At 55.1% G+C, this 22126-nt stretch carries 18 protein-coding genes; 11 read left to right on the forward strand and 7 right to left on the reverse strand.

Features of this window, described 5'->3' with window-relative positions:
* The first annotated feature begins 495 nt into the window (after positions 1–495).
* The 4 genes from JAO73_RS22350 (at position 496) to JAO73_RS22365 (ending at position 4693) form a co-directional block, all read left to right on the forward strand.
* Positions 496–1866 carry a site-specific integrase gene (locus JAO73_RS22350; RefSeq protein ID WP_198979559.1) on the forward strand — a complete coding sequence of 457 codons (1371 nt, stop codon included), beginning with the start codon at positions 496–498 and terminating at the stop codon, positions 1864–1866.
* Positions 1867–2016: 150 nt separating this feature from the next.
* The gene (locus tag JAO73_RS23455) at positions 2017–2295 is read left to right on the forward strand and encodes a helix-turn-helix domain-containing protein (RefSeq protein ID WP_198979560.1); all 279 of its coding nucleotides are present in this window, start codon (positions 2017–2019) and stop codon (positions 2293–2295) included.
* On the forward strand, positions 2296–3525 hold the full coding sequence (locus JAO73_RS22360) for an AAA family ATPase (protein ID WP_198979561.1): 1230 nt from the start codon (positions 2296–2298) through the stop codon (positions 3523–3525).
* A gap of 130 nt (positions 3526–3655) precedes the next feature.
* On the forward strand, positions 3656–4693 hold the full coding sequence (locus JAO73_RS22365; protein WP_198979562.1) for a DUF6371 domain-containing protein: 1038 nt from the start codon (positions 3656–3658) through the stop codon (positions 4691–4693).
* Positions 4694–4773: 80 nt separating this feature from the next.
* Here the strand turns inward: JAO73_RS22365 and JAO73_RS22370 are convergent, their stop codons facing one another.
* The 3 genes from JAO73_RS22370 to JAO73_RS22380 form a co-directional block, all read right to left on the reverse strand.
* The gene (locus JAO73_RS22370) at positions 4774–5190 is read right to left on the reverse strand and encodes a hypothetical protein (protein ID WP_198979563.1); all 417 of its coding nucleotides are present in this window, start codon (positions 5188–5190) and stop codon (positions 4774–4776) included.
* Between the two features lie 310 nt (positions 5191–5500).
* Positions 5501–5914 (reverse strand): hypothetical protein, encoded by a 414-nt coding sequence (locus tag JAO73_RS22375; protein ID WP_198979564.1) that lies wholly within the window; start codon positions 5912–5914, stop codon positions 5501–5503.
* A 14-nt stretch (positions 5915–5928) separates the two neighbouring features.
* Positions 5929–6354, reverse strand: coding sequence for a hypothetical protein (locus JAO73_RS22380; RefSeq protein ID WP_198979565.1), 426 nt, complete (start codon positions 6352–6354; stop codon positions 5929–5931).
* Positions 6355–6461: 107 nt separating this feature from the next.
* Here JAO73_RS22380 and JAO73_RS23300 point away from each other — a divergent pair, with 107 nt between their 5' ends.
* Both JAO73_RS23300 and JAO73_RS22390 read left to right on the forward strand, forming a co-directional pair.
* Positions 6462–6698, forward strand: a complete 237-nt coding sequence (locus JAO73_RS23300; RefSeq protein WP_198979566.1) for a helix-turn-helix transcriptional regulator — start codon at positions 6462–6464, stop codon at positions 6696–6698.
* A gap of 833 nt (positions 6699–7531) precedes the next feature.
* Positions 7532–10960, forward strand: coding sequence for a leucine-rich repeat domain-containing protein (locus JAO73_RS22390; protein ID WP_198979567.1), 3429 nt, complete (start codon positions 7532–7534; stop codon positions 10958–10960).
* Positions 10961–10980: 20 nt separating this feature from the next.
* On the opposite strand, the gene JAO73_RS22395 is transcribed toward JAO73_RS22390, so the two are convergent.
* The 4 genes from JAO73_RS22395 to hsdR form a co-directional block, all read right to left on the reverse strand.
* Positions 10981–11934, reverse strand: coding sequence for a DUF2971 domain-containing protein (locus JAO73_RS22395; RefSeq protein WP_198979568.1), 954 nt, complete (start codon positions 11932–11934; stop codon positions 10981–10983).
* Positions 11935–12190: 256 nt separating this feature from the next.
* Positions 12191–13582 (reverse strand): restriction endonuclease subunit S, encoded by a 1392-nt coding sequence (locus JAO73_RS22400; RefSeq protein WP_198979569.1) that lies wholly within the window; start codon positions 13580–13582, stop codon positions 12191–12193.
* Positions 13583–13590: 8 nt separating this feature from the next.
* Positions 13591–15027 carry a type I restriction-modification system subunit M gene (locus JAO73_RS22405; protein ID WP_198979570.1) on the reverse strand — a complete coding sequence of 479 codons (1437 nt, stop codon included), beginning with the start codon at positions 15025–15027 and terminating at the stop codon, positions 13591–13593.
* 106 nt (positions 15028–15133) lie between these two features.
* Positions 15134–17497, reverse strand: a complete 2364-nt coding sequence (gene hsdR, locus JAO73_RS22410) for an EcoAI/FtnUII family type I restriction enzme subunit R (protein ID WP_198979571.1) — start codon at positions 17495–17497, stop codon at positions 15134–15136.
* A gap of 348 nt (positions 17498–17845) precedes the next feature.
* On the opposite strand from hsdR, the gene JAO73_RS22415 reads away from it, so the two are divergent.
* From JAO73_RS22415 to JAO73_RS22435, 5 genes are all read left to right on the forward strand, one after another.
* A complete protein-coding gene (locus JAO73_RS22415; RefSeq protein WP_198979572.1) occupies positions 17846–19213 on the forward strand; it encodes a site-specific integrase in 1368 nt (455 codons plus the stop codon).
* A 10-nt stretch (positions 19214–19223) separates the two neighbouring features.
* Entirely contained in the window at positions 19224–20081 is an 858-nt protein-coding gene (locus JAO73_RS22420) for a hypothetical protein (RefSeq protein ID WP_198979573.1), read from the forward strand.
* Between the two features lie 73 nt (positions 20082–20154).
* Positions 20155–20493: a helix-turn-helix domain-containing protein gene (locus JAO73_RS23520; protein WP_198979574.1), complete on the forward strand. Its 339-nt coding sequence runs from the start codon at positions 20155–20157 to the stop codon at positions 20491–20493.
* Positions 20493–20873, forward strand: a complete 381-nt coding sequence (locus tag JAO73_RS22430) for a hypothetical protein (RefSeq protein WP_198979575.1) — start codon at positions 20493–20495, stop codon at positions 20871–20873. Before JAO73_RS23520 ends, JAO73_RS22430 begins: the two co-directional genes overlap by 1 nt.
* Positions 20870–22054 (forward strand): AAA family ATPase, encoded by a 1185-nt coding sequence (locus JAO73_RS22435; RefSeq protein WP_233169361.1) that lies wholly within the window; start codon positions 20870–20872, stop codon positions 22052–22054. Before JAO73_RS22430 ends, JAO73_RS22435 begins: the two co-directional genes overlap by 4 nt.
* Positions 22055–22126: the final 72 nt, after the last annotated feature.

A 22126-nucleotide genomic window follows, 5' to 3' on the forward strand; every position in this document is an offset into this window, starting at 1 on the left:
AACAAGGGGGGCCTCGCAGGCCCGGGAGTCCAATTAAGGGGCAGGGCCGGGGACGGTTGCGTTTCCGGCCCCCCCCCACCCCCCGCCCCCCCCCGCCGGGTAGCCGGCAACCCCCGCCCGCCACCCGCCGGCAACGCCCGCCCGCTGCCGGCCCGAACACAGGATTTGACCACGGGGATTGGAGATATCTGCTCTTTTCTATAGCAGGGCGTTTTTTATACCTATTCTATTTATCTCTTGCTGTAAATTAAAACAGCCACCTAGCGCGTTCGCTAAATGGCTGTTCACTAATGAGCGAGAAACGAGGTTCGAACTCGCGACCCTCAGCTTGGGAAGCTGAATGAATGTCCTTACTATTAGTCACTATTATTGCCTTACGCTATCAAAAAGGCCGTTTATGAGGCTTTAAAGGTACTGTGGTTTGTCATTAATACCCCACTTTCTACTATATTTGTGTAATTCGCCGTGTAATTTATTTCGAGCGGATTACACAGTATGGCAAAAACAACAGACCACAAAGAGGGCAAGGCGTTGGTTAAGGTAGTATACTATACTAGCAACACCTTAGCCGATGGTTCGCACCCTTTCTTCTTACGCATTACGAAAGACCGGGAGCGCAAGTACATCGCTACTGGCCTGAGCCTCCACCCAAAGTATTGGAACAAGGCTAAAAAGGAGATTCGTAAGAGCTACCCCGAACCCGGCCGTGAGAAGTTGCTGCGAAAGCTCGATGAGTGGGAGGCCAAGTATAGCGAAGCTGCAATTGAGTTGGCTGAAGCAGATGAGCAGCACGATGCGCGTACTGTGGCAGCTAAAGCGATTGAAGGCCGCAAGGCCGCACGACGTGTAAAACTGCTTGCCTACTGCACCGAACTAAGTGAAGGCTATAAAAAGACTGGCCAAGGTGGAAACGCTACAGTATACCGCGACCTCCGTAATCAGTTGGCTAAGTTCATTGCTATTGGAGCTCAAGCCCCTGCAATTCCGAAAGGGCGTGGCATGGACGAAGCGTGGGCCAGTTGGATGAGTCGCTTTGACATCCCCTTTGCTCGGGTGAACGTGAACTTTTGCCGTGAATGGGAACAGATAATACGCGCAACTGTAAAAAAAGAGACCGTTTTGTCACTACGGTTTCGGACTCTTAGGGCTGTATTGAACCAAGCCATTGCGGCAGGGTTGATGAAGGAAACAGATTATCCATTTTCTCGCTCTCCAGCCGAAAAGCATAAGTTTCAAGTTGGCAAGTTTGATGTCAGCACAAAAAAGCGAGCTATTGGGCGCGATGTGCTACGCCGATTGGAAAATCTAGAACCCGTCGATGAGCGCCAGCGTCTGGCGAAAGACTTGTTTCTGTTCTCTTTCTACGCTGGCGGCATCAACTTTATAGACTTAGTGCAGTTGCGCTGGCGTGACCTAGACGAAGTGGCTGAGGAAACAGGCTACCCTGAACGGCTCAATTATGAGCGCCGGAAAACCAAAGGCAAGTTCTCGGTACGTGTTATGCCCGCTGCGGCCGTCATACTGGCTGCTTATAAACCTTTCACATGCGCCACGCCGGACAGCTACGTGTTCCCAGTGCTTCATGAGGCCCGCCATCTTACCCCCAATCAGATAAAGAACCGCACACAGAAGATTATTGGTCAAGTAAATAAAGACTTAAAAGAGCTAGGCAAGTTAGCTGGCATTGCCACGCCCCTCACGACTTATGTTGCCCGTCACACCTTCGCTAACACTCTAAAGCAGAAGAAAACTGACAAGTCCATCATCTCGCAGGCAATGGGCCACAAGTCTGAAGCTGTTACAGAGGTATACCTTGAGAGCTTTGGTTCTGACTTGGTCGATGCGGCCTATGATGCGCTACTGTGAGCCGTTCAAAAAAAATTGCTGGCTCGCAAACATCAAAAAGAAATACGCTTTCCTCATGCCGACCTTTGATTTAGTGCTTAAGGGCACCTTTTGTTCACCCTCACCCCCATTCCCCACTACTAGCAGTTAATGCTAACAACCCCTATTACCGTGAGCGTCGGAATCGCTCAAATCGTCGAGGAGTTCCGCACCGTTCTGCGGCAGGAACTCACCGCCCTCCTACAAGCTCCTCCTACTGTGCCTGCGGACGCCGTTGGAGGAATAGAGCTTGCTATGGAAATCACCCGCCTCAGCAAATCGCGCATTTATGCACTGGTCCAAAAGCGAGGGCTCAAGCACGGCAAGCGTGGCAATAAACTCTACTTCAAGCGTTCCGACCTTCTGGAATGGGTTGAAAAAGGCATGCGGCAGGAAAAGCAGGTAAAGTAAATGCCCGCTCTGCTGTTGAAGACCAACGGCCAACTTGACCATGTAGGTGGGATGACCTCCTGCATGGTCAATGCCGCCGAGGAGCACGAGGCAGCCAACCCGGCTCTCCTCTCCTCGCTACAAAAGCACGCTGCGGAACTAGCGGCCCTGCCACCCACCTCCCCCACTCGGATTCGAACAGCTGCCGAGCGCCTCACTGAAGCGGCCACCTTGCCGCCACTAGTGCCCCTGTTCGGCACACTGTGGGAAACGCCGGGAATCGCCATTCTGGCTGGCGATACGGGCGTGGGCAAGAGCATCCTCGCCGTACACGTCGCCCATCTCGTCTCCTCTCCTACCCCCGAACTGCTGGGCCTGCCCAGCGAGGCGATGGAGTCGGTGCTCTACTACGACTTCGAGCTGACCGACCGCCAGTTCGCCAAACGGTTCGACGGCTTCCCTTTTTCGGAGCGGTTCATCATCGGCGACACAAATCCCGTGGCGGAGGACGCAGGGGTGTTCACCTTCGAGCACATCGTAGCGGACCTCCACCGCACTGGGGCTCGGCTGGTGATACTCGACAACATTACAGCCCTGGCGATGAAGACCACAGCCGACGCCGATGTGAGCATGGGCATCATGCGGGGCCTGAAGCGGCTACAAAACGACCTCGGGGTATCGAGCCTCATTTTGGCCCACACCCCCAAGATTATGCCCGGAATACCCCTCTCGCTCAACCACCTAGCCGGCAGCAAGCACCTGTCCAACTTCGCCGACAGTGTGTTCTTCATCAGCAAGTCCGCGCAGGGGCCGCATGTGCGCTACCTCAAGCAGGTAAAGAACCGCACCAACGAGGAAATGCCAGGCGTATTAGTGTGCGAACTAGGCGTCGCCGCAGGTCACCTTGGGTTTACCCTGGTAGGACCCGGCGAGGAGGGAGACCACTTAGCCGCTCAATCAGAGGAGCGCGTCGGCAAGGCTCGCAAGGAATCCCGCGCGCCACTCAAATCCGTCTTGGAAGAGCTACCCAGCTTACTCGCTACCCCACAACCGGCGGGAAAGCTCGAAGCCGCGTTAGCTAACCTATTTGAGTGCAGCGCCCGCACCATTCGCGACCGTCTCAAGGAAATTTCGGCTTCCGGCGGCGCCTACGTGACCAACCAGGACGATGTGCTGTGCAGCGTGGAACAGGTTGGCGATGGGCGGGAATCCCGGTATTGCTTGCGGCCCGTGACTGGCGCCAACGAGTAGCCTCCATAACCAATACGCCACAGCCCACGATGTTGGAAGCTGGCAAGCTGGCAATACCTGCTCAAGGTCATTTCCAACTTGCCAGCTTCCAATGTGAGAGCCTTATGACCTCCCCCCTCATTGCATTGCTATGCCCGTTTCTTCCCTTCCTTACCTCCTGCAACAGTACGCTGGGCCTCGGTCTCGCACAGCCTGCCCGGCCTGTGGCACGCCGCGCAGCTTTACGCGGTATTTCATCGCCGCAACGGGCGAATTGCTGCCCGAAGCCTTTGGCCGCTGTGACCGCGAGGTCAAATGTGGTTTCCACCTGAGCCCCTACGCCCGACCGTCTGAGGGCGGCCCAAGTTATGCGGCCTCCCTGAAGCGTGGCAACACGTTCAAAACAGCTAAACCGATTGGCTTCCGACGGCGCCTGCCCCCCCTTTCCCCGCTCACCATCCCACAGGACGTGTACCGCGCCAGCCTTTGCCATTACGAGCGTAATGCGCTAGTACAGCTCCTGCGCAAGCGATTTGGAGAAGTCGCCGTGGCTGACCTGCTCGCCCGCTTTCCCCTAGGCACCTCGTCCTACTGGCCAGGGGCCTGCGTATTCTGGCTAATTGACAAGCAAGGTCGCGTACGGGGCGGTCAAGTGGTGCTCTACGATGATACGGGCCACACCGTCAAACACCCACACCGGCACACGTCGTGGGTGCACCCAGCCCTAGTGCGAGCACATCAAAAGCGCGGCGAAGCCCTACCTGATTGGCTTCAGGAATACGCCCGAAATGGAGCAAAGAGCCCCTGCCTGTATGGTTTACCTCAGTTGAACATGGAACTGCTGAGCAAGCCCGTGGCGCTGGTGGAAAGCGCCAAAACGGCTATGCTGGCGACTCTGCACTTTCCCATGTTCGTGTGGCTGGCTACGATGGGCCTGAGCTATCTAACAGCGGAGCGCCTGGAACCCCTACAGGGGCGCCGTGTTGTCTTATTTCCCGATGCTGGCGCCTTCGACAAGTGGAATCACAAGGCTGAGGGGTTGCGCCGCTTAGGTTTTGATATAACCGTTTCCGATGGGCTGGAAAAGCTCGCCACCCCCGCCGAGCGCGAGGCAGGTTTGGACTTAGCCGACATCATTCTTCGCCAAGCACCAGCCTTAGAGCACGCCGATAACGAACTTAGTCCCTAATGTCGGCAGAGCGCCAGTGAGCACGAAAAAAGTCGATTTGCACAGCCATTGCCCTGGCCATAAAGCCGAGACGTAACGAATCACAGACCATATTTGCGAAGTTGAGACTCCACCTCCTCACGGCTCAACCCCTGCTTTTCCATAACCCGTTGAATTGCCTGTTCCCGGCGATTTGCACCCGTTGGCCCCTCGCCTTCCAAAGGAACTGAAACTTGGGAAAGTTGGTGTGCGACCAGCATCGGCACTGCCAGTGGCGCACTGGGTGCCGCGTTCTTCCGATTATTCACATGACGCCGCCGCGCGGTCCAACGTAATGCCGAAATAATAAGCCAAATGGTGCTGACAACACGCGCAAAAGTCCCGTCTGCAAGGCCCATCCAACTTAGGATAAAGGTGAGCGCGAGTAGTCCAATGACGCACTCCACGAATGAGTATAGCTCAGGAAGTACAGCCAACGAAATAATAACTATTCGCCGCAGAAAAGGGGACTGAATCATAAAACAGTTGAGAATTAAGCCACGTAGGTGTTTTCAGTTTCTAACTAACTCAGCGGCGAGAGGCGTGTGAGGTTGTTGCATCTAAGTGGGGAGGTTCAGATGAATGGGTAAGCTACCTACACGCTGAGCGAACATAGGCAATCACCTTGCGCACAGCTTGCAAGTCGCGCACGAGTTCAGCGGGCCAGAACTGAGCATTGGCGGGGGCTCTGATTTCAGATGCTATGCGTCATAGTGGCCTGTTGCTTCCACGAAGCATCGGCACGAGGAGTACCGAGGGCCTGCTTTAAACGCCCATCCCATTTGCTGCTCATTCCTCGTCGTCTACTAAGTCCCCTTCTCGGTACTCTTCCAATTCTGCTACCTCATCGGTGTCCGGCTCCACCTCATACAGGAGCGTTAAGACGGGGCCCTTCGGACTGGAATACACCTCCCTTTTTTCGACGCGCAGGGAGGGGTAGTTGAGACGTGCTGCGCCTCCCCGATGCAGGTAATCGCCGGCTACCGGCAGGCCGCCGGTGACCATCAAAAAATGCTTGATGACCTCATAGCATCCTTTCAGCGATTGGTCCCAGTCGTCGTACTCCTCCCGAAGCTGCGCCGATGCATTGGGATTCTTGCCCATCACGGCCCAGTACCGCTTGCGCATTGCGCGGTTCATGCGAGAACTCCACGAAAGGTGCAGTTCCAAGTTGGGCCCCATGTCGAACGTGTTCTTTGCCATTACCGCAGCACCTTTTACAACGCCGAGGCCGATAGGCGCCGGCTCCGAGGAGTTTGAGTCGACGGTGCCTCGTAGCGGTACCGCTCTACCCCCAGGTAAATGACAACCTCAACGTGCGTTGCTTCGCCTATCTGGCGGTGCGTAATGTGACGCTGGTCCACCTTTAGGTCCAACGGCTCCACGACCAACAAGTCCCCTGTGGCCGGCAATAGCCCGCCGAGGTGGTACAAGTCGGCCATGATGCTTTGGGCTTGGTGGCGACCTTGCTCCACTCCGCTCAGCGCGGACATCGCGGCCTCGGCCCAGAACTCCAGCGGGCGCTCGGGGTGGTCCTGGAATTGACGCCGCTCCCACTCATGCACGAAATCATCGACGCGCGGCGACCAGCGTACAATCATGGAAAAGTTGGGGGCCAGCAGCACGGGTTCGTCGTGGAGCATAATGATGGAAGTGGAAAAGGGTATTGAGGGCCGAAAATACACATGAACCATCAAAATGCATCAAATATGATGCGCGGCCCGACAGGGACGCAGCGGAGCTTTCCGCCGTGAAACATGCCGCCGGTATTCTGGCTTTTGGCCTCCATCTCCGGCGGCTTCGACTAGCCCGCAAACTGACCCAGTACGCCTTGGCGGACTACGCCGACATATCTCGGCCTACCGTGCAGCGCATCGAAAAGGGAGAAACGGCTGCCTCACTGGAGGTGCTCCTAGCCTTGGCCCAAGCATTGAAAATGCCCTTGCGGGAACTGGTGGACGCGCCTGGTATCGACCAGCCAGTTTAAATGTCAGCCGTTTCCTCAGAAACCACTTGCTAACGGGCAGTTGTGTGTACCCTGGGGGCTCTTATACAAAGGGCGGGGGAGGGTAAAGCGAAAAGAAACGCAAATGCTGGACCGGGTAGCCTCCGATTTGGGGAGTTGGTTTCGTTTTGATTTGAGGGGAACAGGAGGCCAGCAAGCCGTGGCTAGGGTAAGCAAAACCAGCGAAAACTAACTCGGCTATTCTTGGCAAGAATACCCAAAATGGCTTTAATCAGCTTATATAGCAGATTTCCGAGCGGTGCGCACAACCCAGCGCACGAACTGCGCCCATTAGCACACGACTCTGACCGCTGCTTTCGATTGACGACGCTCCGCACCATCTGAGGAAGTTATGGTGCCTTACCAGTCCTCTCTACAGCGTCGCTCGCAGATAGATACGGGACTGCCCCAGATAGTTATTGTCCCCCTAATAAAAGCCAACGGAATGCCGCCCTACGAAAGCAGCTATCAAGCGTCAGCACGGGATGTAGCAAACCTTCTCAGTGAACCAAGCCCAACCCCTAGCTATCAAACGCGGTGCACTCAGCCCCCAGCAGGAGGGCCAACGGGGCCTTAGTAGTAACCCAATTAACAAGAAAGGCTAGCGTGGTCAGCAGCGCTTCGGGTGAGCAGGGTGGTGTTTTGGGCCTTAATGGCTTCGAGGAGCACGGACGTAGGCTAGTCACTCTCTAGCGCTCGGAACCGAGTGTAGCAACGGCGCTTGCTTTTTTCTCTAAGCCGCCTCGTAGCTTGCTCACTACATTTAGCTTCTTACCCGAAAATTCCAATACTTATAACCGCCCCCTTTGCCGGCCATGAAAAAATTTGCCGAATACACCCAGGAAGAATTAATGCAGGAAGCCGAGCGCCGGATTGAGGAAGCGCACCACACCGGTGCCGAGGTGCTCCGCCTGGATTTTTGGACCGAGGACTATCCGGGGAAGACGCTATACCAATTAATAAGGACTGATATAACATTGCCACGCTTGGAGCAACTTCCTCAGTCAATTTATCAGCTTACGAACCTAAAAGAATTGTATGCATCGGGCAACGCAATTCAAACATTATCCGAAGAGTTCGGAAAGTTAACTGGTCTGCAAAAAATTGACTTGGTTTTTAACCAACTCACGGCCCTGCCCGAGAGTCTAGGCCAGCTCACCCAGCTCCACATACTGAACCTTTCGGAAAATCAGCTCACGTTTCTACCCGAGAATCTGGGTCAACTTGCTCATTTGCAGGAACTGAACCTTATGGGCAACGAACTCACCACCTTGCCCGAGAGTTTGGGGCAACTTAGTGAGCTGCACACACTCAATCTTATGAGCAACGAACTTATGGCCGTCCCTGAGGTCCTAGGCCGGCTCACCCAGCTGCACGCGCTGGACTTTATGAACAATCAACTTACGGTCCTCCCTGAGTGCCTGAGCCAGCTCACCCAGCTGCACACGCTGGACATTACGGACAACCAACTCACGGCCCTGCCCGAGAGCCTGGGCCAGCTCACCCAATTACAGGAACTGCACCTTGCGGACAACCAACTCACGGCCCTGCCCGAGAGCCTGGGCCAGCTCACCCAATTGCACACGCTGAATCTCTTAGACAATCAAATAACGGCCTTACCCGAGAGCTTGGGCCAGCTTACTAAGCTGTGGTCGCTGGACCTTCAATATAACCAACTCACGGTCCTGCCCGAAAGCCTGGGCCAGCTCACCCAATTGCACACGCTGGACCTTGCGGACAACCAACTCACGGCCCTGCCCGAGAGCCTGGGCCAGCTCAGTGACTCAGTGAACCTAAGGCTTGAAGAGAATCCGCTTCCACCAGAATTGCTAGCCATCTATGAGGAAAGTACGCTGGCCCTGCTGGCTTACCTCCGTGCGCCTAAAGTTGCCCTATACGAAGCCAAGCTAATACTGGTGGGCGAGGGCGAGGTGGGCAAGAGCTGCCTGCTCGGGGCGTTGCGGGGCGAGCCTTGGAGGAAGCGAAATTCTACCCACGGCGTGGAAATCAAGCCGGTGCCGGTGACCGACCTTACCAGCGGACAGGATATAACTCTCAACGGCTGGGACTTTGGCGGGCAGCAGGTTTACCGGCCCACCCACCAGTTGTTCTTTAGCGCGCCGGCTGTATACCTAGTGGTGTGGAAGCCCCGCGAAGGGCACCAGCAGGGGGCGGTGCAGGAATGGATACGGCTGGTGAAATACCGTGAGCCGACCGCCAAAGTCATTGTGGTGGCCACCCATGGCGGCCCCGGTCAGCGCCAGCCCGACATTGATAAGCAAGAGCTGTGGGACCTATTTGGTTACGACACCGTGGTGGGCTTTGCCTCCGTGAATAGTAAGGACGGCACCGACATTGAAAGCCTGCGCGCGCAAATTGCCGAAGTGGCAGCGGCCCTGCCCGAGATGGGCCGCCGGGTGCCCGAAGCCTGGCTGGCCGCGCGGGCCACCCTACAGGCTTTGCCCAAACCGTATTACAGCCGCGAAGAAATTGAGGCCCTCTGCCAGGCACAGGGTATGAGCCTGACCGAGGCCGCGCGATTTGTGCGTGTGGCCCACGAGCTGGGTTACTTGATAAACTATCAGCACGACGAGCTGCTGCGCGACATCGTGATTCTAAAACCCGACTGGCTGACCAAGGCGCTGAGCTTCGTGCTGGACGATGCCAGCACCCGGGACGGGCACGGTCTGGTAACCTTCGAGCGCCTAGGCCAGTTGTGGAGCGACCCGGCCCGGCCCGCTGCCGAGCGCTACCCGGCGGCGCTGCACCCAGTGTTTCTACGGCTGATGGAGCGCTTCGAGCTGTCGTACCGCATCACAGACGAAGTAGACAGTTCTCTGACTAGGAGCACCAGCCTGGTAGCCCAACTCGTGCCCGACGTGCGCCCCGACCTGGCCGCATGGGAATCCTACCCTGCCCCCTTGCAGCAAACCCAGCTGTGCCAAATTGTAGAAGCAAAGTTCGACCAGTCGGCTCCGGCCGAGGGGATTTTTTACCGGCTCATCGTCCGGATGCACCGCTATTCGCTGGGCCGGCGTGACTACGCCGACAGCCTGCACTGGCAGCGCGGGCTGGTGGTGGACGACGGCTACAATGGGCGGGCCTTGCTGGAGCACATCGGCAACGACATCAAGGTGACGGTGAAGGCCGTGTATCCCGAAAACCTGCTTAACCGGCTGACAGGCGACGTGCGCTGGCTGGTGGACAATTTTTGGAAGGGACTGCGCTGCGATGTAATGGTGCCGTGCCAGGAGCCGTGCGGGCGCCAGAGGCCGGGCATGGGCCTGTTCAATGTCGAAACGCTGATGGCTTATAGAATAAAAGGCGACGTAGAATTTCCCTGTCTGGTATCCCGGTGCGTAACCAAGCAAAACATTGACTCGCTGCTGCGTAACGCCGCGCTGCCAGTGCCCACAGAAGTAGGCCCGGCTATTGACAAGCTGCTCACTGAAATTCAGGCCCTGCGACAGCAGCTAACCGACATGCAGAATGAGCAGCGGGAGCAAAATGCTTTGGAGTTGACCCGCATAAAGGAATTGCAGGATACAATTGCCAGCATGGTGGACACGGCGTTTACCAACCTGCTGGCTGCCCTCGACGACGAGGGCCGTGAAGCCCCCCGCCTGTTCAGCCTAGAGCCACTTGACGACAACTGGCTGAGTTGGCCCATGGGTGTAGCGCGCCGGAAGTTCCGGCTCACGCTCTGGTGTGAGCACACGCGCCTGCCCCTAAAGCTGTGGCACGGCCTCGACAGCACCGCCGGCGAGTACGTGCTGGAAGTGCCCAGGGAGTGGATTGGTGCCGCCGCCCCTTTCCTGAAAATGATGTTTACCACCCTAGCGGCCTCGATGCCGCTGATGGCGGCGGCTGGCCCTGTTGGCGCAGCGCTGGGGGTGTCAGCAGCGGCAGCTGGCCTCACCCTTGAGGGGGTAAAAAAGAACTTGGAAGCCGCCGCCAAAGCTACCGAAAGCCTCAAAACCTGGCAAGAAGGCCGCCGCAAGACCCTGGGGACCGTAGGCGGTGCCATTCGGGAGGCTACCGTCAATGATGGGCCGATGCTCACGCTGCCCGAAATCATTGACAATGGCGGTCCAGAGCAGGCCAGCCAAGGGGCTTTGCGTAGCGTACAGGATTTCCTGCGTAAAAATGACCCCAGCTTCGGCAACTTGGCCAGAGTGCGGAACCGGCAGCGCAAGGTATTGTGGGTATCTCCCTTGTTCGCCAAAAACTCTGATTATGACTAACCAGAAGCATAGCAGATATCCTATCGCACTTGGTTAAATTCAAGGGAAAAGGCATCCCGGCTCATGCTGGCCTTGTAAACCCTCGCGTCGGGGTATTGAGTATCCGCGATTTTTAAAAGCTTCTCTTCGCAGCTAGGTGTCATGTTACACCCCATTACCAGTTCTGAAATCAAGTCTGCCGCAAAACCAGATTTATCCGGCGCATCAAATAGGGTAATGCGTACCTCTTTTTCATAAGCCCAAATCCTGGACTTAACATTGAGTAAGGTGGTCAGCACGTCCTTTTTCGTGAGTTTGCTATCCTTCTCCGGAAACTCCAGAATGGGATAATTGTCTCGGTAAGCCACATACCCGGCTAGGTACCCTCCAAGTTCAAAACATAGGTTTTTCAATCGCACAGTATCGAAACCAATCGCAAAGCCCTCGTGGTTCTGAGCATAATGGGACCACATCAAGATGTTATCCTTCCGCCGCCCTAAACAGAGGATTTTCGTCCTGTCCAGTAACGGGGCCATCCACCTGCGCGCTGCTTGGTCGTGTTGCACCGGGTTTAGCAGTGCTGCCTTCAAGTCCTGCATCTTAGCGACAATCAGATGCTCCCCAGCACCTGGCTCATTTCTTACAATCTCGGCGCGAAGGAATGCATCCATACGCTCCGGATTCATTAAATCAAATCGAATAAGCAAGCGCGAATCAAACGGGTCATTAAATGTACTGGGGCGTGGGAACCACAGCTCCTGGTTTTCAAGAATTTGCCAGTGGCGCACATTCGTTGCGTCGCGGTATTTGTACAATGTTCCAAGCGCAGCCAGCTTGTCTTCGGTCATTCGCTTATGAGGCCAGCTATCCCTTTCGCTGCGGTGCAAGATTGCTGTTTCAAAGATTGCCTCGACAATTTGAGCGTCTACTCCGCCAGCAAGGGCATCTTCATAAGCATACCGAAGATATTTAGGGAGTTGTTTGGAATTGAGCATAATACGAACGAATACGAGGGAGCATTCCAGTGAAACAGGTGGAAAGCGAAGGTAGGATAGTTTTCAGGTCCCGATAAAAAGGGAGAGTACGCGTTAACCGAGGGGGATGACTCGGGCCAGTGTAAGGTGGAACTGGGATGGCACGATAGTAGGAACGGAAAATGGCGGATAAGGGCAGGGGGTTCATAGCCTCCACTCTGCACCCAATAAAAAAGCCCCGACTATATGGCCGGGGCTTTTTCATGCGTTGTAAAATCTAAGCCACTGCTGCAACTGCCACCGGCCGAAATGCCTCTCGCAAGGCTGCCGCGTGGAGGGCACTCGCGGCGGCCCGCGCCTGGCCCAGCTCCGCCTCCAATTCAGTGCAATGAGCCAGCAGTTCGGCTACTTTGGCCACAATGCGCCGCTGCTCGGCGAGGGGGGGGAGGGGGATAGCAAGTGCGTACATCTGCTCTCGACTAAGATTTTTCATGGAATCACTCGTTCCTGTCGCCACAGACTTATAATAGGTCCGCGTGTATTCTGCTGCATTACATAGCGAGATGTATTCCTTATTGACATCCTCGGCAAAAATCATCCGGATGGACTTATCGCTCAAAAGAAGGTTAGCCTTTATTTCACCAACTAAAACACTTCTTCCGATTAGCTCCCCAGTGTTAGCACGAGAAATAAGGTAGTCGCCCGGCATAATCTGGTAAGCTAACTCAGGCGTCACTTCTTCTGGCAACTCTTTGCTCTCAGTTTCATCAAAAGTGCCCCAAGACATCGCGCTTACCTTGATTATACCCCATTTAGGATAAGAGGCTGGATAAGGATAGCAGGTGAGACTTTTGCCAGCTTCTGATTTGAGAACTAGTTGGCCCAGCCGACACCACACCCATCCCTCTGGCACCCCATAAGGCACTTCTGCATCGCTGAGCGGTGGTAGGGGCTTTTCGGCCCGCAGCTTCTTCTCTTTGATGAGGTGATGCTTCTCGGCACGGATGCGGGCGAGCAGGGCGGGGGCGGGTTCGTCGGTGGGGTCTTGAGGGAGCAGGCGGCCCTGCACCGCCTCGCGCAGAATGGCTTCGCGCAGGCGGGTGAGCAGAGTAGTCTGGTGGGCAGCTTCCTGGCCAAACTCATCCGATTCTAATGTGAGGGCATCGAGCCGGGCTACAATGGCCCGTTGCTCCTCCGGCTCAACATAAGGAATTTCAATGGCCAGGAACTCTTTGGGCCGAATAGCCGCGTAGTTGGTGCTCCCTTGCGAGCTAATCTGACTTTGAATAATATCGGATTGAGCGAGGTAGTATAGGTAGCGGGACAGCAGTTGCGCTTCATCTACTTCAAACAAGTAGTAATGGCTGCTCACAATCGCCCCGTCCAACTCGGCGGGCACGAAGCCGTAGCCGCCCACTTTAGCATCTATCTCGGCCACGAGAAAATCGCCGGGCTGGCAGAGCTGCTGCTTTTTGGTGTTGATGGCCGCACCTTTGGCTATGTCGCGTAATACTACTCCTTTGCGGTTGCTCTGTACCCGGCAGCGTTTGTACTCCGTGGTATCATCAATGGTGATAAACACCTTGCGTTGCGTCAGAAACTTGCTCAGCGGCTGGCGCTGGCCGGCTTCGTCGGGCGCAATAGCCTGATTATATAGTTCGAGCTGCATAAGTATGGCTAGGCGTTGAGAGCGGCACGAATCTTTTCCAGCTTGCTCAGGCTGCTGGCGAATGATTTCTCCAACTGCTCCAGTAACTCGCCGCTGTTGTATTCGCGTTCGATTTCGCCCTGGTGCGGGTTCTTAATATCCAGGTTGTACCCCCGCGCCTTGATGTCCTCGATGGAAACCTCCCAGGCGTTTTCGTTGGCGTAGCGGTTATTCATCCACCGCTTCAGCTCGTCAAACTCCTCGATGCGGACGGGGCGGGTTTTGGAATAGTTCTTCACCCCGGCCGGATAGGGGTGCTCGTAGTACCACACCGCTTTAGTCGGGCCGGTTTTGTCGAAGAGCAGCAGGTTGGTGCGGATGCCGGTGTAGGGCGCAAACACGCCGTTGGGCAGCCGCACGATGGTATGCAGGTTGCACTGCTGAAGCAGGTGCTCCTTCACGCGCAGCTTCACGCCGCTTTCGCCAAAGAGCGAGCCATCGGGCAGTACCACCCCGGCCCGGCCATTGGTTTTCAGCTTCTCGATGAGGAGGTAGAGGAACAAATCGGCCGTTTCTGTGGTCCGGAAGTTGACTGGGAAGCCGCTTGCCACCGCGCTTTCCTCCAGCCCCCCAAAGGGTGGGTTGGTGAGGATAAAGTCGACCATCGGCAATTCTTTCCACGCCTTCAGTGTATTGGCGTGCTGCACGGCCTGGGGCACCTCCACGCCGTGCAGCAGCAGGTTGGTGGTAGCCAGCGAGTGCGGCAGGGGCTTTTTCTCATAGCCGCGCACGCTGTGCTGCCAGTCGTGCTGCTGCTCGGCGGTAGTCAAGGGCTGCTGCTGGCGCATGTATTCGAGAGCATTCACCAAGAAGCCGCCAGTGCCGCAGGCGGGGTCCATCGTCAGGCGACCACCTTCATAGGTAGGGGCCACCAACTCGGTGAGCAACTGCGTTACGGCACGGGGCGTGTAGAACTCGCCAGCGTTGCCGGCGCTCTGCAAGTCGCGCAGTATCTGCTCGTAGATGTCGTTGAACAGGTGGCGCTCCTGCCGCGAGGTATAATCGATACCCTTCTGCAAGGCATCGACCACCTGCCGCAGCAGCGTACCCGACTTCATATAATTGTACGAATCTTCAAAGATGCTACGCACCAAGTGGGCGCGGTCGGCCGGGCCTTTTGGCGTCAGGTTCTTGAGTTGAGGAAACAGCTTATCGTTCACAAATTCGAGCAATCCCTCGCCGGTAAGTCCCTCGTCGTTGGCGGCCCAGCTACGCCAGCGCAGCTCCTCGGGAATGGGCGAGTGATAATCGTCTTGCTGGGCTTCGTCGTCCTGCTCCTTGTCGTCGAATATTTTTAAAAACAGCAGCCACACTAGCTGCGAAATGCGTTGGGCGTCGCCATCCACGCCGGCATCTTGGCGCATAAGATTCTGAATGGACTTAATGGTAGCTGAAAGGGAGGCCATAGGAATGATTAGCAGAAATAATAAGGCACAAAAGTAGGCCCTGGTCTTGCCCCAATCCGTCATTGAGCGGTCATCGTTTGGATATGGTCAGGGGCAAGCCCCGTCCCTATGCCGCGTACAGACCAGCCATCAACTCTTTAAGTGCGGTCTCAAACTGGGGCCGGCCACCGAATCGCTTCACCAGCTGAGCGGGAGTTTCCAGCGCGTCGAAGGGGGCAAGCTGGAGTACTTTTCCTGCCTCCAGGTCGTCGGGGCCGTGCTGGGTGTACTTATCGAGCAGCAGGTTCAGCACCTGCCGGGCCGGCTCGCCAAAGCGGGTGAAGTAGTCGCGGCGGCGCACCTGCTCGGCTCGCTCGCGGCGGGTGCGGGGAGGCGCATCGTAAGCCACATGGCACAGCAGGTCGAAGAGGTCGAGGTCGGGGCGGGCCGCTTCCTCGCGCAGCTCATCAAGCAGCAGGCCCTGCTGTTCCAACTCGTCCTGCAATTCGCGGGTAGTATCGGCCGCCCGCCAGCGTGCTATGAAGACATCCAGCTCGGCGTACTTGCCGCGCAGCCGCTGCCGGGTGTAGTCCTGCAACGATTCGGTGATGAGCTTGCCGTCGGGCGTGTAGTACAGCTTGCGCTCACGCAGAATGTCCACGCTCACGTCGTTAACATAGATTTTGCCTTGTGGGCCGGGTCCGTCGTCATCGCCGCCGTTGCTGCCTGGGCGCGGGCCGCCGGGGCTGGGCGGCTGAGCAGGGTTGTCGTCCTCTCCTCCACCCGGTCTGATAGGCTGACCGGGCAGCACCTCTGTTTCGTTATCGGGCTCACCGTCAAACAGCGGGTCGGCAAACAGGCGGGTAGCATGATGGAAGTCGAGGATGGTGAAAAAAGCCTTGCCGTGGTCTTCATCAATGCGTGTACCCCGCCCGATAATCTGTTTGAATTGCGTAACGGATGCGATGGGCGCATCGAGCACAATCACTTTCACCGTCTTGGTATCAACGCCGGTAGTGAGCAACTGCGACGTGGTAGCAATCACCGGATAAGTCGTTTTCGGGTCGGTAAACGCTTCCACCCAGCCTTCAATGTTAGGCTGTTCGCCGGTAAGCTGCATCACGTAGTGCGGGTGCTGCTGCACCATGCCCTGGTTTAGGTTGATGAGGGCCGAGCGCATGCGGCCAGCGTGCTCGCGGTCGCGGCAAAACACGATGGTTTTGGCATTGCGGTCAGTGGCCTTCAGAAACTCCGTTACACGGCGAGCCACGGCCTCGGTGCGCTTACCTAACACCAAAGTCCGGTCGTAGTCGGCGCGGTTGTACTCGCGGTCGGGCACCAGTTGCCCTCCAGCATCGGTATGGCCCTGCTCGGGCCGCCAGCCCTCGTCGCGGTCCAACTGCACCCGCATTACCTTGTATGGGGCTAGAAAACCGTCGGCAATGCCCTGCTTCAGCGAATAGGTATAGATGGGAGCACCAAAATAATCCGCGTTAGAGCGTTCGGCATCTTCGCGGGGAGTAGCTGTCAGGCCCAAATGTGTGGCGGTGGGGAAGTAGTCGAGAATGGCACGCCAAGCCGAATCTACGGCGGCACTGCCACGGTGACACTCATCCACCACAATCAAATCGAAGAAGCCGGGGCTGAACTCACGGTAAGCCTGTGCGTCGGGGTCGGTGCTGGTCAGTCCCTGGTAGAGGGCCAGGTAGATTTCGTAAGCCTTGTTGATTTGGTGGCTTTTCACCCAGGTCATGTGCTCGCCAAAGGGGGTGAAGTCCTTCCGGTAAGGCTGGTCGAGCAGCACGTTCCGGTCGGCCAGATACAATATGCGCTTTTTTGCTCCAGCCCTCCATAGCCGATGAATAATCTGAAAAGCCGTCTGGGTCTTACCCGTGCCCGTGGCCATTACCAGCATCATGCGGGTGGCACCCTTAGCCACAGCCTCGACCACCCGGTTGATAGCAACCGCTTGGTAGTAGCGAGGCTCGAAGCTGGTGGCGCTTTGGTAGTAGGGATGGCTGGCAATGCTGACTTGCGCAGGGGCCTCCAAGCCTTTGTAGCGGCAATAGCGCCGCCACAATTCTTGGGGCGAGGGAAATTCATGCAGGCCGATTTCGCGCTCCAATACCCCGTTCTCCTGCGTCAAATCATGTTCAATGAAACCATCGCCGTTCGAGCTATACGCAAACGGTACATCGAGCAGGACCGCGTATTGTAAGGCTTGCTGCATGCCGCTGCCTATGGGGTGCTTATTGTCCTTGGCCTCTACTACGGCCAGCGGCACATAGGATTTATGGTAGAGCACGTAGTCGGCCCGTAAAACCGTTTGCTTATCACGGGCGTGCATGTTGTTGCTCCGTACACGGATGCGGCCCGCAGTTAATCCTACATCTTCCCGTAATTGCTGGTCCCGGTCCCAGCCCGCTGCTAGCAACGCCGGCGTGATGAACTTGGTCCGAATGTCCTGTTCAGTAAGTAGCTTTTTATCCATAGATGGGTAGATAAATAGGATGGGGCTTGGCTAGACAGTAAAGCTAGCTGTTATTCAATAGAGCAAAAAAGGACTTGTGTAATTCAATGTGTAATTCAAAAAACAAAACAGCCACTTAGCAACGAAGCTAAGTGGCTGTTTCTGAATGAGCGAGAAACGAGGTTCGAACTCGCGACCCTCAGCTTGGGAAGCTACAGTATGGAGTCAACTAATAATTGTTAATAGCCCTTAATAGTAGATTAAACGCTGTTTTTAGCACCTATGAACTATTGGGGCTTATTATCATTACCCCCCTTTCTACTACATTTGTTTAAACCATTGTTTAAACCAGGACTGGGATAAAAAGATATGGCAACGACGGAGCACAAGGAAGGCAAGGCTACGGTCAAGGTCGTTTACTACACGTACAAAACGCTGGCCGATGGGACGCACCCATTTATGGTGCGTATCACGAAAGACCGAAAGCTGAAATACATTGCTACCGGCCAGAGCCTGCACCCAAAGTACTGGAACCCTCTCAAAAAGGAGGTACGCAAAAGCTACCCCGAGCCAGGTCGCGACCGGCTGCTGAAGAAGTTGGCTGAATGGGAAGCCCAGTATAGCGGAGCTGCCGACACGTTGGCCGAAGATGATGAACAGCACGACGTGCTAGCTGTGGCCGCCAAAGCCATTGAAGGACGTAAGGCAGCGCGACGGGTGAAGCTATTGGCATATTGCGACGAGCTGAGCGCGGGATACCTCAAAACCGGGCAGTCCGGTAACGCTACTGTGTACCGTGACTTACGTAACCAGTTGGCGAAGTTCATTGCGTCTGAGGCCAATGCCCCTGCCCCCCCTACGGGCCGGGGGCAAGCTGACGCCTGGGCTAAATGGCTAAGTGTCCATGACGTGCCCTTTGACCGGGTGAATGTATCTTTTTGCCACGAATGGGAGCAAGTGCTACGGGCTACCGGAATCAAGGAAATAACCCTGTCATTGCGTTTTCGCACGTTGCGGGCCGTACTCAATCAAGCCATTGCGGCCGGATTGATGAAGGCTACTGCTTATCCTTTCGCTCGAACCGTGGCCGAAAAGCACAAGCTGCAGGTTGGCAAGTTCGACGTTAGCACAGGCAAGAGGGCCATTAGCCGCGATGAGCTACGCAATTTGGAATCCTTAACGCCGGCTACATACAGACATCGGTTGGCGAAGGACGTGTTTTTGTTCTCGTATTACGGCGGGGGTATCAATTTCGTGGATTTGGGGCAACTCCGCTGGCGCGACCTGGCCGGGCTCACTGTAGGCACCGGGCATCCAGAACGCCTGCACTACGTGCGTCAAAAGACTGGGGGTAGGTTCTCTTTGCGTCTGCTGGCCCCTGCCGCCGCTATTGTGGCGGGTTATCGGCCACTCACCTTTGCTACGCCCGATAGCTATGTATTTCCGGTGTTGGATACTGCGAAGCACGTCAGCCCCGCCCAAGTGATGAACCGGCTGCACAAGGTGCTAGGACAAGTCAATAAGGACTTAAAAGAGTTAGGGCAACTAGCTGGCATTGCTACACCCCTCACTACCTATGTGGCTCGCCACACCTTCGCAACTACGCTGAAACAGGCTGGCACTCAAACAGCAGTCATTTCTCAGGCAATGGGCCATAAGTCCGAAGCGGTTACGGCCGTGTATTTGGATTCCTTTGCCTCTAATATTGTGGACTCTGCCTTTGAGCAACTTCTATAGTCAAGATAACATGATTCAATTTATTAAAACAGAATCATTCATACAGCGAATTTGGTCCGTAACGCTCAGCATTTCAATAGAATCCATTCGTTCTAAATTTTTACATTTCGACGAAAAAGCTCTGCGTGAGGAACAGGTCGAGCTTAAAAGCCAATACAATAAGTTTTTGCTAGAGCTCGAATACAACATAAAATTCTTATCAACAGATAATTATGCCCAGTTTTTCAACGAATTAGACAAGGTTTTTTTAATCCCAATATCAATATTAACCTCTGCAAATCAATTACTTGAGTCACTTATAATGCAACACGGCTCTGATTATCAGATATTTGCATGGAGAAAAATGAAACAAGAGTTGAGCGAAAGCACTGATAAAGACGAGGTTATACCACTCTGCATAAACCTAATTCTGGTGGCTACAGGTGGTGCCACCTTTTATCAAAAAGCTTACGCCGATGTTCAAAGACAAAGAAGAATTTTACTTGGAGCGCCTAATCAGAAAATACCTGCTTCAGCTGCGTTAGTTGCGTTTGTTGAAAAGCACGTTCCATCACTTTCACAAGTGGAACCTAAGCAAACAGATGGAAAGCTAAGCTTACGTCAAATCGCATTACTACATATCTACCAAGGGAGAGTAATTCCCAAAGCAGCAGATGAGATAGCAAAGGCGTACGGACATAATAGCGGAGCAAAACTATACGGCCACTATCTTAAGCTGAGTTCTCGTACTGGTCGGACTGGGGATGATATAAAGGGCCAGAGGTTAGCTTCAATGCTCGATGCTATATCAAGGCTGCTTCCTTTTCTTGATGGAGCTGCTTATGAACAAGCTAAAAGGGAACTAACAACTTTGGAAGCAAGAAATTAGACACCGGGGCACCCCGGTGTCTCCATACCATTCATCCCAAGCTTTGCCTCGTCAACCATCAACGACGAAGCACATGAACAACTATAACCCTTTTGATACCATCAATGCCCGATTAAGTAATCTGGAAGCATTGACGCTGGAGACTTTAAACTGCCTCCGCACTACGGCTACGACCACATCCCCCGAAGTAGGAGGCATTGAACTGGCACAGGAAATTACCCGGCTGAGTAAGACCCGCCTGTATGCCCTCGTATCGGCTCGCGGCATTCCTCACGCCAAACGAGGTAACAAGCTTTACTTCAATCGTAAAGACTTGTTGGCTTGGGTGGAGAACGGGCGCAGAAGTGAGGCAGATGGGTCTAGCGTTTACGTATCAAAGCCAGGCCGCCGGGGCCGCAATGCAACGCGGTAATGGAGAACCATACCCCAACTTTTGATGAGCACGCATGCCGGACGCTGCTTGCTGATGTCCGCTTGTGGCTAGACGATGGACTCTCCAACATACGCCTTGGACGCATCCATGCAAACTCCAAGCATGCACAGCGGGTGCGGCTTCTCGGCGAGGTATATGACCGTTTTCACGACTTAGTTGTGATGACGGTCATGGACCAGCTTATCGATGCTGTACATCGGCAATCGAATAGGCTGCTATTGGTCAAAAATGCTTTTTTGACCAAAGAAGTGACGTATTATCGAAGTATACTACTTGAAGAACAAGCGACATCAGCAGAATTCTATGACTTCGCGCTAGGGCGGCTTCTCAACAATAAGCAAAGAGGGAGACAGGCATGAACTATGCAGAACAGATTGAAGCGGCCCTCTTACATCCCCGCCGATTTGAACCTAGCAACGATGCAAGTGCCGCATCTTATCGTAGGGCAGCGTTGGCTGCTGACGAAGTCCGAGCCGACTCAGATGTCCCAGACCTCGTGCCAGTTGTTAGGATAAACGGCGAAACCTTCGCCGTGCGAGGGGACATATCCTTCGTTTCGGGCAAACCCAAGGCAGGCAAAAGCGTTGTCAGTGCGTGCTTAGCCGCCAGTGCGCTATTACCAAACGGTCACACTCAGGATACCCTTTGCATTGATGTATTGTCCGCCAATGGGCGGCCGGTAGTGCTCGTGGACACCGAACAGCCTCCAGCCAATACCAAGAAGATGGCTGGCAACGTGTGCCGCCTCATGGGAGTAGCGCCAGCCGACCAGCCCAAGAACCTACATATCTACAATTTACGAAGCTACCCGAAGGCCGAGAAATTGCAGAAAGTAAAGGATGCGTTTGATGCACATCCCGATGCGCATCTGTGGGTAATCGACGGACTGGCCGACTTGATTGATGACGTAAACGGTGCTACTGAAAGCGGCAAAATCGTAGACTGGTTTATGATGCAGGCCTCAACGCTTAACACCACCATCATACTGGTGGTGCATGAGAATCCCGGTACTGACAAGATGCGTGGACATCTAGGTAGCGAAGCCGAGCGCAAGGGCGGCGGCGTTATCGCCATCAGCAAAGACAAAGAGGCCGGGTGTCATATCATCCGCAGCAAGCTCTTGCGCAACGGCCCAGACTTTGAACCCGTTTACTTCTCATGGTCCGAGGGCAGGAAGTACTTCGAAACTGATGGGCGGGGCCCGGTCCTTGCCAGCGCAGAGAAGGATAAGGACGAACGCGAACTGGCCCGGGAGTGTTTTCCCAAGGGGACGGATGCGCTACGGCATGTGCAATTGACACAACGCATCAAGGAAGTACGCGGAGTAAAAGACACCTCGGCGAGTAACTGGCTCAAGCGCATGCGGGACCGAGGTACCATCCTCAAGCGGGAGGTAGAGCAAGATTATATCTTATCTCCATCCCTCGCATCTGACCCGTTATCGAGCCCAGGCTTTCAAACAGGATTTACCTACCCCACCATCCCGCTGCACACTTCACTCCACATCAGCAAGGCCTATGAGGAAGACGAAGTGGAGTGAAGTAATCCTGCTAAAGACGCTTACCTGTACATCACCATACTACACCACTACGCCCCCTCCTTGTATGAAGTG

This window comes from Hymenobacter miniatus, assembly GCF_016427455.1.
GTDB lineage: Bacteria > Bacteroidota > Bacteroidia > Cytophagales > Hymenobacteraceae > Hymenobacter > Hymenobacter armeniacus.

Coding starts and splice junctions, on each gene's coding strand:
- JAO73_RS22350 (WP_198979559.1), top strand. CDS start 496: ATGGCAAAAACAACAGACCACAAAGAGGGCAAGGCGTTGGTTAAGGTA.
- JAO73_RS22365 (WP_198979562.1), top strand. CDS start 3,656: ATGCCCGTTTCTTCCCTTCCTTACCTCCTGCAACAGTACGCTGGGCCT.
- JAO73_RS22405 (WP_198979570.1), bottom strand. CDS start 15,027: ATGGCCTCCCTTTCAGCTACCATTAAGTCCATTCAGAATCTTATGCGC.
- JAO73_RS22400 (WP_198979569.1), bottom strand. CDS start 13,582: ATGCAGCTCGAACTATATAATCAGGCTATTGCGCCCGACGAAGCCGGC.
- JAO73_RS22370 (WP_198979563.1), bottom strand. CDS start 5,190: ATGATTCAGTCCCCTTTTCTGCGGCGAATAGTTATTATTTCGTTGGCT.
- JAO73_RS22395 (WP_198979568.1), bottom strand. CDS start 11,934: ATGCTCAATTCCAAACAACTCCCTAAATATCTTCGGTATGCTTATGAA.
- JAO73_RS22430 (WP_198979575.1), top strand. CDS start 20,493: ATGGAGAACCATACCCCAACTTTTGATGAGCACGCATGCCGGACGCTG.
- JAO73_RS22420 (WP_198979573.1), top strand. CDS start 19,224: ATGATTCAATTTATTAAAACAGAATCATTCATACAGCGAATTTGGTCC.
- JAO73_RS22360 (WP_198979561.1), top strand. CDS start 2,296: ATGCCCGCTCTGCTGTTGAAGACCAACGGCCAACTTGACCATGTAGGT.
- JAO73_RS22390 (WP_198979567.1), top strand. CDS start 7,532: ATGAAAAAATTTGCCGAATACACCCAGGAAGAATTAATGCAGGAAGCC.
- JAO73_RS22415 (WP_198979572.1), top strand. CDS start 17,846: ATGGCAACGACGGAGCACAAGGAAGGCAAGGCTACGGTCAAGGTCGTT.
- JAO73_RS22435 (WP_233169361.1), top strand. CDS start 20,870: ATGAACTATGCAGAACAGATTGAAGCGGCCCTCTTACATCCCCGCCGA.
- hsdR (WP_198979571.1), bottom strand. CDS start 17,497: ATGGATAAAAAGCTACTTACTGAACAGGACATTCGGACCAAGTTCATC.
- JAO73_RS23520 (WP_198979574.1), top strand. CDS start 20,155: ATGAACAACTATAACCCTTTTGATACCATCAATGCCCGATTAAGTAAT.
- JAO73_RS22375 (WP_198979564.1), bottom strand. CDS start 5,914: ATGGCAAAGAACACGTTCGACATGGGGCCCAACTTGGAACTGCACCTT.
- JAO73_RS22380 (WP_198979565.1), bottom strand. CDS start 6,354: ATGCTCCACGACGAACCCGTGCTGCTGGCCCCCAACTTTTCCATGATT.